Here is a 14,206-nt window from a genome sequence, read left to right as displayed (position 1 = left end):
AGAGGCGGATCAATGGCGATCAGCGTCTTCGACCTGTTTTCCATCGGCATCGGGCCGTCGAGCTCCCACACCGTCGGCCCGATGCGGGCGGCACTGACCTTTGTGGACGGACTCGGCGACGACCTCGGCAAGACCGCGCGCGTGCAGGCCGAGCTGTTCGGCTCGCTCGGCGCGACCGGCTTCGGCCACGGCAGCGACAAAGCCGTCCTGCTCGGGCTTTCGGGTGAGCGTCCCGAGAACATCGACACCGACACGGTGCCGGTGCGCGTCGCGGAAATCCGCGAGACCGGGCGGCTGCTGTTGGCCGGCACGCACGACATCGGGTTCGACGAGGACACCGACCTCACGATGCACCGCCGCAAGTCCCTGCCGGCGCACCCGAACGGCATGATCTTCCGCGCGTTCGACGCGGCCGGTGCAGTGCTGCGCGAGCGGACGTACTACTCGGTCGGCGGCGGCTTCGTCCGCGACGAGTCGTACGAGACCGACGCGGTGTTCGTCGAGGACGCGACGCCGGTGCCGTACCCGTTCCGCACCGGCGCCGACCTGCTCGGGCACTGCGCGTCGACCGGCCTGCCGATCAGCGAGATCATGATGGCGAACGAGCTGTCGTGGCGTTCGCGCGAAGAGGTGCGCGACGGGTTGCTGCGGATCTGGGCGGTCATGGCGGAGTGCGTCCGCAACGGCTGCATCCACGAAGGTGTGCTGCCGGGCGGGCTGAAGGTGCCGCGCCGGGCTCGCGCGCTGCACGAGAAGCTCCTGGCCGAGGACGGCCTGGACGACCCGCTGTACGCGATGGACTGGGTCAGCCTCTACGCGCTGGCGGTCAACGAGGAGAACGCCGCGGGCGGGCGGGTCGTCACCGCGCCGACCAACGGCGCCGCCGGCATCATCCCCGCGGTCCTGCATTACTACCAGCGGTTCATCCGGCACTCGAGCGACGACGGCATCGTGACGTTCATGCTCACGGCGGCCGCGATCGGCTCGATCCTCAAGCAGACGGGCTCGATCTCCGGTGCCGAAGTCGGCTGCCAGGGCGAGGTCGGCTCGGCGTCCGCGATGGCGGCGGCCGGCCTCACCGAAGTCCTCGGCGGTTCCCCGGCGCAGGTGGAAAACGCGGCGGAGATCGGCGTCGAACACCACCTCGGCCTGACGTGCGACCCGGTCGGCGGCCTGGTGCAGATCCCGTGCATCGAGCGCAACGCGGTGGGCGCGTCGAAGGCCATCCACGCGGCCCGCATGGCCATGCGCGGCGACGGCAGTCACGTGGTGACGCTGGACAAGGCGATCAAGACGATGCGCGAGACGGGCGCGGACATGAGCGTCAAGTACAAGGAGACGGCCCGCGGCGGCCTGGCGGTGAACGTCATCGAGTGCTGAAGACGTCACTTTCGTAGGGAAAGATGCGACCTAGCGGTGCTAGGTGCGAGCTTTCGCTAGGAAAGATGCGTTTTCTAGCGGTGCTAGTTCTCCTCGGGGTCGGTGGCCAGCCGGAGGCCGACCTCCACGAGGGTCCAGCCGAACTGCTGGCGGCGGGTGCCGGTGTGGCGCCGTGGAGTCGCCCGGCCCGGCGGACGGTTGCGCACGCCTTGGCGCAACTCGTTCTCGCGCTCGTGAACCAGATCCTCGGCCATCAGAAAATGCACCGGCTCGCCCCCTGCGTCGCTCATCGGTGTCGTGCGACCCATCGTCGCCGACCGTGCCCGTCCGGTTCCACAGGTTTTTCACACGCGAACACAGTGTGATCGGCGCGCGTGCCTCGGTCCACTCCGAAGGTGCGAGGCGTACCGTGACGGACACCGAGCGTGTCCGGGTCGTGCGAGGCGGGTGAACCACCCGGGCACCGCGGCCCGCGGCCTAAACTCTCGGGATGGAGTCGACCTCGGTGGTGAATGCCGGCGAAGCGCTGTTCCGGCCGGTCCGCGCGGGCAACGCTTTCGAGGAGACCGTCGAGCGGCTGCTGCAGGCGATCCGGCTGGGCGTGGTCGGCGCGGGGGAGCGGCTCCCGTCGGAGCGCGAGCTCGCCGAACGGCTCGGCGTCAGCCGCGTCACGCTGCGCGAGGCCATCCGAGCGCTTTCCGACGCCGGTTACGTCGAGTCACGTCGAGGCCGCTACGGCGGCACGTTCGTGAACGAGACCCTGCCCGGCCCGCCGGAGCACTCGCCCGACGCGGCCGCCGTCGACTCCGTGGTGCTGGAAGACGCGCTGAGCTTGCGCTACGTCCTCGAGACGGGCGCGGCGGAGATGGCCGCCGCCCGCTCGCTGAGCCCGGCCGACCGCCAGCACCTCACCGGCACGCTGGCCGAAGCGGCGGGCGCCGACCTCGACGACTACCGCCGCAAGGATTCCCGCCTGCACCTGGCGATCGCCGAGGTCACCGCGTCCGGCTCGCTGACCACGGCGATGGCCGACGCACGCACCCGGGTCAACCAGCTGCTCGACCGGATCCCGCTGCTGCAGCCGAACCTGGAGCACTCGAACGCCCAGCACGAAGCGATCGTGGACGCGATCCTGGCCGGTGACGCGGTCGCGGCCCGCCAGGCGATGGCCGAGCACATCGAGGGAACGGCTTCCCTGCTGCGCGCCTTCCTGTCCTGACCCAAGGCGTCTTGACAGGATTCGAACAACCTCGTTAATTCTCCACAGAACCTTTCCACCCAACCGGGCGTCATCCATTCGTGACCTCGACGACGACGGAACCCGACGGTGCCGATGACGCCGAAGCGACGCCCGACACCCCGCGACGCCGGCGTTGGCGGCGGATCCGGCGGATCGGTTACCGGAGCTTCGGGCTCCTCGTCGGCGTGCCGCTGATCGCGTTCTGGATCGCCTACCTCGTGCTCGACGTCCGCAGCCCGCAGGAGGTGCTCGCCGGGCTCGACAAGACCGTCGTGCTGAACTACGCCGACGGATCGCCGCTGCTCAAGGTGATCCCGGCCGACGGCGACCGGATGTTCGTGCCCTACGCGCAGGTGCCGTCGAAGCTGCGGGACGCGATCATCGCCACCGAGGACCCGACCTTCTGGGACAACCAGGGGTTCGACCCGACCGGCATCGGCCGCGCGTTCCTCACCGGCGTCGGCGGCGGGTCCGGGATCACCCAGCAGTACATCAAGAAGTCCACCGGCGACGACGACGCGACGGTCGGGCGCAAGTTCGCCGAGCTCGTGCTGGCCACGAAGATCACCCAGCAGCAGAGCAAGGAACAGATCTTCGAGAGCTACGTCAACATCATCTCCTTCGGCCGCGGCACGTTCGGGCCCGCCGCGGCGATGAACGCCTACTTCGGCAAGAAGCTCGACGACTCGATGACCTGGAGCGAAGCCGCGTTCCTGGCCGGGATGATCCAGTCGCCGTCGGTGCACGACCCGGCCGCCTCCGGCGACGCGCACGCGGCCCGGCGCTGGCAGTACGTGCACGACAAGCTCGTCGAGCGCGGCTACGTGAAGAGCGACGAAAGCATGGCCTACCCCGGCACGGAGGTCCAGCCGCCGTCGGAAACCCGCGCCGGCCGCGTCACCTACGACGGATTCCACGTCAAGCAGCAGGTGCTGGCCGAGCTCGAGCAGGACGGCTTCCCGCTCGGCCGGCTCCAGCAGGGCAACATGACGGTCGAGACGACACTGGACCGGACCGCGCAGGACGCCGCGACAAAAGCGTTGCAGGACAGGCTGAAGGGCGAGCCGAAGGAGTTCCGCGGCGCGGTCGTCGCCGTCGACCCGAAGACCGGCGCCGTCCGCGCCTACCAGGGCGGTGACCAGAGCGTCCGCGACTACGCGAGCACCCCGCACGCGGCCGGCTCGGCGTTCTACCCGTTCACGCTCGCCGCGGCCCTGCGCCGCGGGTTCGGCCTGGACCAGCCGATCCCGTCGCCGGAGAAGCAGGAGTTCCTCGGCGAGAACTTCCAGTACCCGGTCGTCTGCGGCCCGAAGTGCACGCCGGGCATCGCGATGCAGTCCCAGGCCGACGGCCCGTTCATCGCCATGGCCAGGAAACTCGGCCCGGACGCGCTGAGCGAGGCCGCGCGGCAGGCGGGCATCCCGGAGGCCGTCGACGGTGTGCCGACCATGCGGGAGAAGGACGGCTTCCTGATCGGCGCGGGCATCGCGATCGGCCGGTACCCGTTGCGGCCACTGGACATGGCGGGTGCGTACGCGACTTTCGCCGCCGACGGGCAGCGCGCGACCCCGCACTTCGTGGCGAAGGTGCGCGACGAGAGCGGCGCGGTCGTCTGGGAGCACACCGACACCGCGCGGCCCGCGTTCGACGACGACGGCGACGCGAGCCGCCGGGTCGCCCAGGACGTCACGGCGGCGCTGGGCACGTCGCTACCGGACGGGCGCCCGGCGGCGCTGAGGTTCGGCGCGGCCGAGCACGGCAACTCGCCGGAGAACCAGGACGCCTGGGCCGTCGGCTACACGCCTCAGCTGGCGACCGCGGTCTGGATCGGCTCGGACGACGACCGGCTGCTCAAGGACGCGACCGGCGCCAAGCTCACCGGCGACGTCGTTCCGGCCGACATCTGGCGGACGTTCATGGCCGCGGCCCACGAAGGACAGCCGATCCGGCCGCTCGGCGACGCGAAGCGGGGCGTGGCGCTCGCGCCGCCGCCGGAGATCCGCCCGCGGCGGTGACGGGTCAGCGGACCAAGGCCAGCAGGAACCCGTCGTAGCTCTTGCCGCCGACCGTCTGGACGGCGGTCGCGTCCAGCCGGGGCTCGGCGGCGATCAGCTCGGCCATCCGCCGCACGCCCTGGACGTTCGGGTCGGTGCTTTCGGCGTCGACCACCGCGCCGCCGCGCACGACGTTGTCGACGACGATCGTCGTGCCCGGCCGGGACAGCGCGAGAGCCTCGCGGACGTAGTTGTCGAGGTTGGCCTTGTCGGCGTCGATGAACACGAAGTCGAACGGTCCGGTGAGCGTCGGCAGCGTGTCGAGCGCGGCGCCGACCCGGATGTCCACGACCTCGTCGCCGAAGCCCGCGCGCTCGAGGTTCGCGCGTGCGACGTCGGCGTGCTTCCGCTCGTACTCGCAGGTCACCAGCTTGCCGCCGGCCGGGAGGGCGCGGGCCAGCCAGATCGTGCTGTACCCGCCGAGCGTGCCGATCTCCAGGATCGACCGCGCGCCGGCGAGGCGCGCCAGCAGGTTCAGCAGCTTGCCCTGGTTCGGGGCGACGGCGATCGACGGCAGGCCGGCGGCCGCGGAGTCGGCCAGCGCGGCGTCGAGCACCGGATCGGGACTCAGCACGGCGGCGGCGAAGTAGTCGTCGACCTCGGCCCAGGTGTTGTCGCTCATGGGACCCAACCTAGCGACAACCGCGCCGGTGGGATCATGGCCGGGACGGCCGATGAGGAAGGTGGACATGGACGACTACCGCGTCGTCGCGGACACCCTCGCCGCCGACATCGAAGCCGGCCGCCTGCGCCCCGGCGACCGGCTCCCGCCGCAACGCCGCTTCGCGCGGGAGCGCGGCATCGCGAACTCCACCGCCGCCCGCGTCTACGGCGAACTGGTCCGGCGCGGCCTGGCCGTCGGCGAAGTCGGCCGCGGCACGTTCGTCCGGGCCGCGAAGCCGCCGCCGGAGCCCGCGCTCGCCGAGCCCGGTGACGCCCGCGTCGACCTCGAGCTCAACTTCGCCGTGCTGCCGGACCAGTCCGCGAGCCTCGCCCGCGTGCTGGAACCGTTGCTGCGCCAGGACGTCCTGACCGCGGCGCTGCACCCGATCGGCGCCGCGGGCACCCCGGCCGCGCGGGCCGCCGCGGCCGCGCTGCTCACCCGCGCCGGGTGGCGGCCGGACCCGGCGACGCTGCTGTTCACCGGCAACGGCCGCCAGGCCATCGCGGCGGCGATCGCCGCGTTCGTGCCGGTGGGGGAGCGGCTCGCCGTCGAGTCGCTGACCTATCCGGTGGTGAAGGGCGTCGCCGCGCGGCTCGGCGTGGAGCTGGTGCCGGTCGAGACGGACGACGCCGGGCTGGTGCCCTCGGCGCTGCTGGCGGCCGGCCCGGTGCGCGCGTTGTACGTCCAGCCGACGCTGCACAACCCGCTCGGCACGACGATGCCTCCCGAGCGCCGCGCGGCCCTGGCGGAGGTCGTCACCCGGCTGGATCTGCCCGTGATCGAGGACGGCATCTACACGTTCCTGCGCGGCGACGTCCGCCCGTTCGCCGCGTTCGCGCCGGAGCGGACGGTCTTCGTGGACAGCCTGTCCAAGCGCGTCGCCCCGGGGCTCACGGCGGGCTTCCTGGTGACGCCGCCCGCGTGGACGGCCCGGCTGGCGTCGGCGGTCCGTTCGGGCGGCTGGGCGGCGTCCCGCTTCGCCGTCGAAGCCGCGACGCGGTGGATCACGACGGGCACCCTCGCGGAGGTCGAAGCGGCGAAGCGTCGTGACGCGGCTTCGCGCGCGTCGGTGGTGGACGACAAGCTGGCCGGCTTCGAAGTCCACGGCGACCCGGCGTCCTACCACCGCTGGTGGACGCTGCCGGACCGGTGGCGCGCGGAAACTTTCGTCGCGGCGGCGGCCCGGCGCGGGATCGCGCTGCCGCCGGCGTCCGCGTTCGCGGTGCTGCCTGGTCACGCGCCGAACGCGGTCCGGATCGCGGTGTCGGCGCCCCCGGTCGAACTGCTCGAAACGGCCTTGGAAGTGCTCGCCACGCTGGCTTCGGGCGGCCCCGACGACCTGATCGTCGACTAGATCACGCAACCATCTCGGTCCGGCATACGTACTCATAGGAGTGAGGACGAAAACGCGCGGCCGCCGCGGGCCGAGGCTGGGGGCCGCCGCTGTCGCGGCTGTCGTGGGAGCCGGGCTGGCCTGCGCATACACCACATTCGGCGCGTCGCTGATCGCGAGCGCCGATGCGCCGCGTCACACCGCGGTGACCCAAAGCGGTACCACGGGCAGTAGCCCGACGACTCCCGTGCTCAGCCGTCCGGTGCCCGAGCCGGTGTTGCCGTTCAACGCGAAGCTGACGTCCACGAACATCCCGGTCCCCGGCGGGGGCGTCCGCAGCGGCGCGTGCAGCGGCTCGCTCGTCGCGCCTCAGTGGGTCGTGACGGCCGGGCACTGCTTCCACGACGTCAACGACGTCCGGGTCGGCGGCCGGCCGCGCTACGACATGACCGTGACGCTCGGGAAGCTCAAGGACAGCGACACCGGCGGCGAGTCGGCGCAGGTGGTCGACGTCCGGCAGTCCGCGCTCAACGACCTCGCCGTGATCAAGCTCAGCAAGCCGATCACCGGCATCACCCCGCTGGAACTGGCCGACGAGCCGCCGGCGAAGGGGCAGCCGCTCAAGTTCGCCGGCTGGGGGTCGGTGTCGGCCACCGTCGTCGCGCCGTCCGACCACCTCAAGCGCGGGGCGTTCACCGTCGCGAAGATCCGGCAGACCACCCTCGAAGCCGCGCCGGTCGTGACGCGGACCGTCGAGAACAGCCCGTGCAAGGACGATTCGGGCGGCCCGTTCTTCACTTCCGCCGACGACCGCACCGGCACCCTGGTGGCGATCGTCAACGACGGGCCGGCGTGCCCCCAGCCCGGTCTCGAGGTCATCGCCCGGGTCGACGTCGTGGCCAACTGGATCCACCAGCAGATCAACGAGGGCTGATCAGCGCGCGTACTTCCCGACGAAGCTGCCGCAGGTCACCGCTTGCCCGGTGAGCTTCGCCTGGATCGCCTTCTCCAGCCCGAGGTAGTCGAAGACCGGCGTGTCGAGCGGGATCCGCGCCGGCACCGGGCCGCCGGTGGCGAGCTGCCGGATCGAGTCCGTCTGGAACAGCACCAGGTAGTCGCCTTCGCGGTTGAGGTCGCCGGCCTCGGCCAGCATGCGCTGCGGCGCGTCGCCGACGATCTCCAGCGGCAGCGGCCACTCCAGCGGGAACGGGTTGCGCAGCCCGAACGCCGGGTAGGCGAACGAGCTGTCCGGCAGGATCGCCGTCCGGCCCGCCGGGAACTCCGCCAGGCAGTCGCGGATCTGCCGGACGTAGGTGAACGTCGAGGGGTTGGTGCGGATCCCGCTCATCGCCGGGGTCACCGCGCCGAGGTCCTCGGTCAGCTTGTCGTGGCTCAGGTCGAGGTAGGCCGCCTCGTCGTGGCGCGCGACGACGACCCAGCCGCACACCGCCACCGCCGTCAGCCCCGCTGTCGCGGTCACCCAGCGCCGCGCCAGCCGCGGCCGCGGCGGGACCACCGCGCTCAGCAGCAGCAACGCCGTCAGCGCGAGCGTCCCGGTGAGCAGCGTCGGCGTGTCGTTGCCCCAGGACAGGCTGGTCATGAACCCGGTCGCGAGCACCAGCAGCCCGGCCCACGGCACCTTGCGCGTCACGGCCGCGTTGACCAGCACGCTCACCGCGACGATCCACCACAGCACGTCCGCCCAGCGCGACGAGCCGGTGAACCGGCCGTCGACCACGGTCAGGACCACGGCCGTCGCGCCGCCCAGCACGAGCACCCAGGACGCCGCCCGCCCGGCCGCGCCGAGCCGGTCGCCCGGCAGCCGGACCGCGAGCAGCACCACCGAGATCGCGGCGAAGAAGCTCAGCTCCCGCACCGGCGCCCGGGTCAGCACCTCCGGGTCGTCCAGCCACAGCCCGAGCAGCCGCTCGCCGTAGGCGGGGACGCCGCCGGTCAGCTGCTCGACCATCTCCGCGAAGCCGCCGCCCAGGCTCACCCAGGCCACGTACGCCAGCCCGGGCGCGCCGAGCGCGAGGAGGTCGAGGACCAGGCGGCGCCACCAGCGGGCCGTCCGCAGCGCGCCGGACCGCGTCGCCGGGTGCAACAGCAGCCAGAAGACGCCGATCACGGCCGCCAGCGCGAAGCTCTGCTTGACGAACACCGCGCAGCCGAGCAGCGCCAGGCCGCCGCGCCGGGCGAGCGCGTGGCCGCCGCGCAGCCCGGCGTCCAGGGCCCAGGCGCCGCACGCGGTGAGCGCGATGCCGTCCACCGTGTGCCAGGCCATCAGCGGGAACGCGTTGAGGTTGATCAGCGACGCCGCCGCGACCATCGCGGTCATGCCCGGCCCCCAGGCCAGCACCCGGCGGCGGGTGACCAGCGCCGCGAAGGCGATGGTCGCCACGATGATCTCGATCATCGACAGGAAGCTCGACCCGAAGAAGAGCGGCATCGGCAAGGCGAAGTCGACGACGTGCAGGACCGCGGAACCGAGCGGGCGCGCGGAGATGATCTCGGCGTGCGGGATTTCCCCCTGCAGCACCCGCCACGCCTGGGCGAGGATGAAGCCCTGGTCGGAGGGGTGGAAACCGAAGCGGCCGACGCGGAGTTCGGTGGCCAGCGCCAGCAGCACGACCCAGGTGGCGTGCGCGCTCCAGCGCAGCAGCGGCCGGGAGAGCGCCGCGGGCGCGTCGTCCGGGGAGGCGGTGGCGCGCACCGGACTCGCCACGTCCACCCCTGCCCGCCTTCCACCGATCACACCCGGGAAGCGATGGTAGCGGCCGGGGTCACCACCGGGATGAACAGCACCACCGGGCCCGCCCGGTCCGCCCGGCCTGGGACGACGTGGGCCTCAAGTCCGTGAAGGCCTCCTTGAGGGACTCAGAGTCCCTCAAGGAGGCCTTCACGGACTTGGTGAGTGTCACCCGGTAGTGGTGCGGGCGGTGCCGATCGCGGCGGTCTGATCCGCGGCGGCGGTGCGTTCCCCAGTACTGCGTTCCGGCATTTCGAACTCCCCAGTTCACGCTCGTCCTGATGAACGAGACTCGCGCGAGGGTAGAAGTACCGTCGCCGCGGTGCCAGGGTTTTGCCGGAATTCGCACCGATCACGCACGACGGCGCCAGATTGTGCGGGTGATCGCCGCCGCGACGGCCGCGGGCGCGGGCCGGCCCGGCAGCCCGCGGGCCTCCGGCGCCGACTCCCGCGTCGCCCGGTGGGCGAGGTGCGCGGCGAACCGGGAGAGCCGCGGCGCGACGAACGTCGCGATCTCCGCGGCCCGTCCTTCGGGGAGGCTGAGGATCGCGGGACGTTCTTCGAGGGCCTTGACGACGAGCGCGGCCGCGCGTTCCGGGCTGCTCGACGGGATCCCGCGGTAGCCGGTCGGCGCGATCATCGGCGTCCGCACCAGCGGCATCCGGACCGAGGTGAAGGTGACGCCGTCCGAGAGCGTCTCGCGCCCGGCGGCCAGCCCGAACTCCTCCAGCGCGGCCTTCGAAGCCAGGTAGGCGGAGAAGCGCGGGGTGTCGGTCTGCAGGCCCATGGTGGTGACGTTGACGACGTGCCCGAAGCGCCGCTGCGCCATCGACGGCAGCAGCCCGAGGATGAGCCGCACCGGGCCGAAGTAGTTGATCGCCATCGTGCGCTCGTAGTCGTGGAACCGTTCCGTGGACAGCGAAACCGAGCGCCGGATCGACCGGCCGGCGTTGTTGACCAGCATGTCGACCGCGCCGTGGTCGCTGAGCACGTCCTTGACCAGCGCGTCGACCGCGTCGCCGTCGGTGAGGTCGCACGGGTACGCCGCCGCGACGCCGCCGGCGGCCGTGATCTCGCCACGGACGTCGTCGAGCTCGTCGGCGCGCCGGGCCACGAGGATCACCTTCGCGCCCTTTCGGGCCACGGCGAGGGCGGTGGCCCGGCCGATGCCGGACGACGAGCCGGTGACCAGCACCGTCCGCCCGGCCAGGCCGTGGGTGCGGCGGGCGCGGTCGGGGTCGAGGTGCGCCCGCCAGAAGCGGTAGAGCGGGGCGGCGTAGTCGCGCAGCTCCGGGAGCTGGATGCCGCTGCCGAACAACGCCGTCGTCGTGCGCGCGGTGTCGAAGACGACTTCGGTGCTCAGGTGCGGCAGGACTTCGAGCGGCACGCCCAGCTCTTCGAGGACGGCGGCCCGCGTGGCCCGCCCGCCAGGTACCCGGTCGACCCCGGCGGCGGCCGCGTGCGCGAGCCGGGTGCCCGCACGGCGAAGCACGTTCGACGGTTTCGCGGGCAGCACGGCGCGGATCGTGGGCCCGCCCGCGACGCGCGCGAAGGCGTTGTAGACGGAGTTCAGCGACTGCGGGCGCGCGGCGGCGAGGTGGTAGGTCGCCCCGGACGGCGCGTCCCGGTGCATCAGGAACTCCATCGCCTCGACGACGTAGTCGACCGGCACCAGGTTGGTCGCGCCGAGGTCGGGCGCGGCCAGCGGGAGCCGCCGGGGCAGGGCCGCCAGCCGCGAGATCGCGGGCAGGAAGTAGTACGGGCCGTCGATCTTGTCCATCTCGCCGGTGCGCGAGTCGCCGACGACCGCTGAGGGCCGGTAGACGCGGTGGGGCAGCGGCTGCTCGCGGACGAGCTTCTCGGCCTGGAACTTCGTCGCGTGGTACGGCGACCCGAAGTGCTGGCCGAGGTCGAAGTCGGCCTCGGTGAAGCGCCCGGCGTGATCCCCCGCCACGGCGATCGACGAGACGTGGTGCACGAGCCCCGCCGCGGCCGCCGCGGCGAAGGCGAGCAGGTGCCGGGTGCCCTCGACGTTGGCGCGCCGGTTGGCCTCCTCGTCCGCGGTGAAGTCGTAGACCGCGCCTAGGTGGACGACGTGATCGAGGTGCGGCAGCCCGGCGTCGTCGACGCCGAGCCGCGCCTCGGTCAGGTCGCCGACGACCGGGTGCAGCTTGCCTGCGTTCTCCCAGCCCCGCGCGAGCACGGACAGCCGCTCCCGGGAAGTCTCACGCACCAGTGCGTACACGGCGGACGTCTCCGGCCGCCGCAACAGCCGGGCGACCAGGCGCTTCCCGAGGAAACCCGTCGCGCCCGTCACGAAGTAGGTGGTCATGGCCGGCCCCTTGCACTCGTCGTGGTGGGCCGACTCTAACCTACTGAAAAGTAGGAACGGTAGTTGTCAGGTTTCCACCTTGTCGTCGGCGGTCGCCACGATGGCGTCACGCAAGGCGGCCCGCAGCCGTCCGACGTCCAGCGGCCCGAGCACCGCCGCCTCGCCCGGTGGCGCGACGAGCACCACCTTGTCGTTGCTGACGAACACCGTCACGTCCCTGCGCCTGCCGGCCAGATCCCGGCAGGTGACCGACCATTCGCCCCGACTCATGGTCGCCGCCTCCGATTCCCTCGACGTTCTGCTTCGTGCGGGGGTGGGAGGACCTCGCCACGGGGCCATGACGCCGGTTCACCCGATTTGCCTACCCGCGAGTTTTCCCTTGCGGAACGAGAGGTTCCGGCGTACCGGGATGTGGTGCGGCGGGTTCGGGAGTAGGTTCGCGCCAGGATTTGCTGTCGCCGGTGGAGGTCAAGGATGTCGGAGCCGCGGAAGATCGTCGTCGTCGGAGCGGGCCTGGGCGGTGCGTCCGCCGCGGCCGCGTTGCGCGAACGCGGTTATCCCGGCGAAATCCTGCTCATGGGGTCCGATCCGCACCGGCCGTACGAGCTGCCGCCGCTGTCGAAGGGCGTGCTGCTCGGCACCACGGACGAACCCGACTGGGTGCACGAAGAGAAGTTCTACGCGGAGAAGGACATCCGGTTCACCCCCGGCGTCACCGCGACGCGCGTCGAGCTGGGCGCGCGGCTGGTGCTGGACGACGCGGGCGGCGAGCACCGCTACGACCGGCTCGTGCTGGCCACCGGCTCGCGGCCGCGTTCCCTGCCGGTGCCCGGCGGCGACCTGCCCGGCCTCTACACCCTGCGCAGCCTCGACGACGCGCTCAAGCTGCGGTCCGCGTTCGCCGAGGCGGAACGCGTGGTCGTGATCGGCGCCGGCTGGATCGGCTCGGAAGCCGCGGCGGCCGCCCGCTCGCACGACGCGGACGTCACGGTGGTGGACCCGGTCGCGGTCCCGCTGGCGAACGTCATCGGCGAGAAGATCGGCGGCGTGTTCCGGGACCTGCACACCGAAAACGGCGTCCACTGGCGCCTGGGCGAGCAGGTCGCGGAGATCACCGGCGGCCCGGACGGCGTCCGCGGCGTCAAGCTGGGCAACGGCGACGAGCTGCTGGCCGACGTGGTCCTGGTGGCGGTCGGCGCGGCCCCGCGGGTCGAGCTGGCCCACGCGGCGGGCCTGGAGCTGTCCGACGACGGCGGCGTCTGCGTCGACGCGGGCCTGCGCACGGCGGCCCCGGACGTCTACGCGGTCGGCGACATCGCGGCCCACTTCCACCCGCGCTACGGCCGCCGGATCCGCGTGGAGCACTGGTCGAACGCGAAGGACCAGGGCACGCACGTGGCGCAGAACCTGCTGGGGGAGAACGAGCCTTACCTGGCGTCGCCGTACTTCTTCACCGACCAGTATGACCTGGGCTGCGAGTACCGCGGCCTGGCCGACCCGGCGGCGGACGAGCTGGTGGTGCGCGGAGACCTCGCGTCGCGGGAGTTCACGGCGTTCTGGCTCCGCGACGGCGAAGTGGCGGCGGCGATGAACGTGAACATGTGGGACGACGGCGACGCCCTCTCGGCCTTGGTCGACGGCCGCACGAAGGTGACGGCGGAGCAGCTCAAGACGGCGGACCTGGCGTCGCTCACCTGACACCGAGACGGCGCCGGATCAGGGTGTCGAGCTGTCGCCACGCGGGTGACGACGCGTTGACCGCGCCCTGGACCAGGGCCGGGATCGCCGGGTCGCCGTACGCCGGGAGGTCGTCGCCGTAGCGCGCGTGCGTGGCGGCGACGATCCCGTCCGCGAGCTCGGCGAGCCGCGGGTCGGCGGGGTCGAGGTCGTACGCCCGGTCGTAGGCGAGGAACAGCTCGCGCTGGACCGGGTCGGTGAGCATCGCGGCCTGGTCGTCGAACGCGGCGCGCGCCGCGGCGGGGTGGGTGGCGAACACCAGGAGCCACAAGTCGCGCAGCAGCGCCACCCAGCGCTCGCTGAAGCCGAAGCGGGTGAACTGCTCGAGGACGCCGGTGACTTCGGCCGGCAGCGCGGGCAGGCGGTCGTCGGCGAGCTGGCGGAGACGTCCTCGGGTGGCGCGCAGGCTTTCGATGCGGGCGGCGAGGTCGGTGTCGATCCGGTCCAGCGCCCGCCGGAACTCGTCGCCGGTGGCGGACCGGAGCTCGCGGATGCGGGCCAGCGGCACGCCGGCCTCGGCCAGCGTGCGGATCTTGATCAGGTCGACGGCGTGCTCGGCGCTGTAGCGCCGGTAGCCGGACGCGTCGCGTTCCGGCTCGGGCAGCAGGCCTTTGGCGTGGTAGACGCGGATCGTCTTGGTCGTCACCCCGACGTACCCGGCGAGCTGTCCGATGGTGAGCATCCCGCCATGATCCCCCTTGACCTTGCCCCAGGGGC

12 protein-coding genes are annotated in these 14,206 nt (G+C 72.3%); 6 read left to right on the top strand and 6 right to left on the bottom strand.

Annotated features, from left to right (window positions below):
- The first annotated feature begins 12 nt into the window (after positions 1–12).
- Entirely contained in the window at positions 13–1,380 is a 1,368-nt protein-coding gene (locus tag OG494_RS27370) for an L-serine ammonia-lyase (protein ID WP_328443400.1), read from the top strand.
- An 83-nt stretch (positions 1,381–1,463) separates the two neighbouring features.
- On the opposite strand, the gene OG494_RS27365 is transcribed toward OG494_RS27370, so the two are convergent.
- Entirely contained in the window at positions 1,464–1,670 is a 207-nt protein-coding gene (locus tag OG494_RS27365; protein ID WP_328443398.1) for a hypothetical protein, read from the bottom strand.
- 200 nt (positions 1,671–1,870) lie between these two features.
- Here OG494_RS27365 and OG494_RS27360 point away from each other — a divergent pair, with 200 nt between their 5' ends.
- Both OG494_RS27360 and OG494_RS27355 read left to right on the top strand, forming a co-directional pair.
- Positions 1,871–2,599, top strand: coding sequence for a FadR/GntR family transcriptional regulator (locus tag OG494_RS27360; protein ID WP_328443396.1), 729 nt, complete (start codon positions 1,871–1,873; stop codon positions 2,597–2,599).
- 80 nt (positions 2,600–2,679) lie between these two features.
- The gene (locus OG494_RS27355) at positions 2,680–4,635 is read left to right on the top strand and encodes a transglycosylase domain-containing protein (protein ID WP_328443394.1); all 1,956 of its coding nucleotides are present in this window, start codon (positions 2,680–2,682) and stop codon (positions 4,633–4,635) included.
- A gap of 4 nt (positions 4,636–4,639) precedes the next feature.
- Here OG494_RS27355 and OG494_RS27350 read toward each other — a convergent pair whose 3' ends face one another.
- Positions 4,640–5,296, bottom strand: a complete 657-nt coding sequence (locus tag OG494_RS27350) for an O-methyltransferase (RefSeq protein ID WP_328443392.1) — start codon at positions 5,294–5,296, stop codon at positions 4,640–4,642.
- A gap of 67 nt (positions 5,297–5,363) precedes the next feature.
- Here OG494_RS27350 and OG494_RS27345 point away from each other — a divergent pair, with 67 nt between their 5' ends.
- Both OG494_RS27345 and OG494_RS27340 read left to right on the top strand, forming a co-directional pair.
- Positions 5,364–6,692, top strand: coding sequence for an aminotransferase-like domain-containing protein (locus tag OG494_RS27345; RefSeq protein ID WP_328459039.1), 1,329 nt, complete (start codon positions 5,364–5,366; stop codon positions 6,690–6,692).
- 226 nt (positions 6,693–6,918) lie between these two features.
- Entirely contained in the window at positions 6,919–7,605 is a 687-nt protein-coding gene (locus OG494_RS27340; RefSeq protein ID WP_328443390.1) for a S1 family peptidase, read from the top strand.
- Here OG494_RS27340 and OG494_RS27335 read toward each other — a convergent pair whose 3' ends face one another.
- From OG494_RS27335 to OG494_RS27325, 3 genes are all read right to left on the bottom strand, one after another.
- Positions 7,606–9,402, bottom strand: coding sequence for a hypothetical protein (locus OG494_RS27335; RefSeq protein WP_328443388.1), 1,797 nt, complete (start codon positions 9,400–9,402; stop codon positions 7,606–7,608).
- A gap of 370 nt (positions 9,403–9,772) precedes the next feature.
- Entirely contained in the window at positions 9,773–11,752 is a 1,980-nt protein-coding gene (locus tag OG494_RS27330) for an SDR family oxidoreductase (RefSeq protein ID WP_328443386.1), read from the bottom strand.
- A 66-nt stretch (positions 11,753–11,818) separates the two neighbouring features.
- The gene (locus OG494_RS27325; RefSeq protein WP_247062208.1) at positions 11,819–12,022 is read right to left on the bottom strand and encodes a hypothetical protein; all 204 of its coding nucleotides are present in this window, start codon (positions 12,020–12,022) and stop codon (positions 11,819–11,821) included.
- Between the two features lie 204 nt (positions 12,023–12,226).
- Here OG494_RS27325 and OG494_RS27320 point away from each other — a divergent pair, with 204 nt between their 5' ends.
- On the top strand, positions 12,227–13,450 hold the full coding sequence (locus OG494_RS27320; protein ID WP_328443380.1) for an NAD(P)/FAD-dependent oxidoreductase: 1,224 nt from the start codon (positions 12,227–12,229) through the stop codon (positions 13,448–13,450).
- Here the strand turns inward: OG494_RS27320 and OG494_RS27315 are convergent.
- Positions 13,443–14,171: a MerR family transcriptional regulator gene (locus OG494_RS27315; protein WP_328443378.1), complete on the bottom strand. Its 729-nt coding sequence runs from the start codon at positions 14,169–14,171 to the stop codon at positions 13,443–13,445. The two genes, OG494_RS27320 and OG494_RS27315, sit on opposite strands and share 8 nt — an antisense overlap.
- Positions 14,172–14,206: the final 35 nt, after the last annotated feature.

The sequence above is a fragment of the Amycolatopsis sp. NBC_00438 genome (assembly GCF_036026695.1).
GTDB lineage: Bacteria > Actinomycetota > Actinomycetes > Mycobacteriales > Pseudonocardiaceae > Amycolatopsis.
The sequence above is the reverse complement of the archived record's forward strand: the minus strand, read 5'-3'. Positions and strand labels throughout refer to the sequence as shown.

Coding starts and splice junctions, on each gene's coding strand:
- OG494_RS27370 (WP_328443400.1), top strand. CDS start 13: ATGGCGATCAGCGTCTTCGACCTGTTTTCCATCGGCATCGGGCCGTCG.
- OG494_RS27365 (WP_328443398.1), bottom strand. CDS start 1,670: ATGAGCGACGCAGGGGGCGAGCCGGTGCATTTTCTGATGGCCGAGGAT.
- OG494_RS27360 (WP_328443396.1), top strand. CDS start 1,871: ATGGAGTCGACCTCGGTGGTGAATGCCGGCGAAGCGCTGTTCCGGCCG.
- OG494_RS27350 (WP_328443392.1), bottom strand. CDS start 5,296: ATGAGCGACAACACCTGGGCCGAGGTCGACGACTACTTCGCCGCCGCC.
- OG494_RS27345 (WP_328459039.1), top strand. CDS start 5,364: ATGGACGACTACCGCGTCGTCGCGGACACCCTCGCCGCCGACATCGAA.
- OG494_RS27330 (WP_328443386.1), bottom strand. CDS start 11,752: ATGACCACCTACTTCGTGACGGGCGCGACGGGTTTCCTCGGGAAGCGC.
- OG494_RS27325 (WP_247062208.1), bottom strand. CDS start 12,022: ATGAGTCGGGGCGAATGGTCGGTCACCTGCCGGGATCTGGCCGGCAGG.
- OG494_RS27320 (WP_328443380.1), top strand. CDS start 12,227: ATGTCGGAGCCGCGGAAGATCGTCGTCGTCGGAGCGGGCCTGGGCGGT.
- OG494_RS27315 (WP_328443378.1), bottom strand. CDS start 14,171: ATGCTCACCATCGGACAGCTCGCCGGGTACGTCGGGGTGACGACCAAG.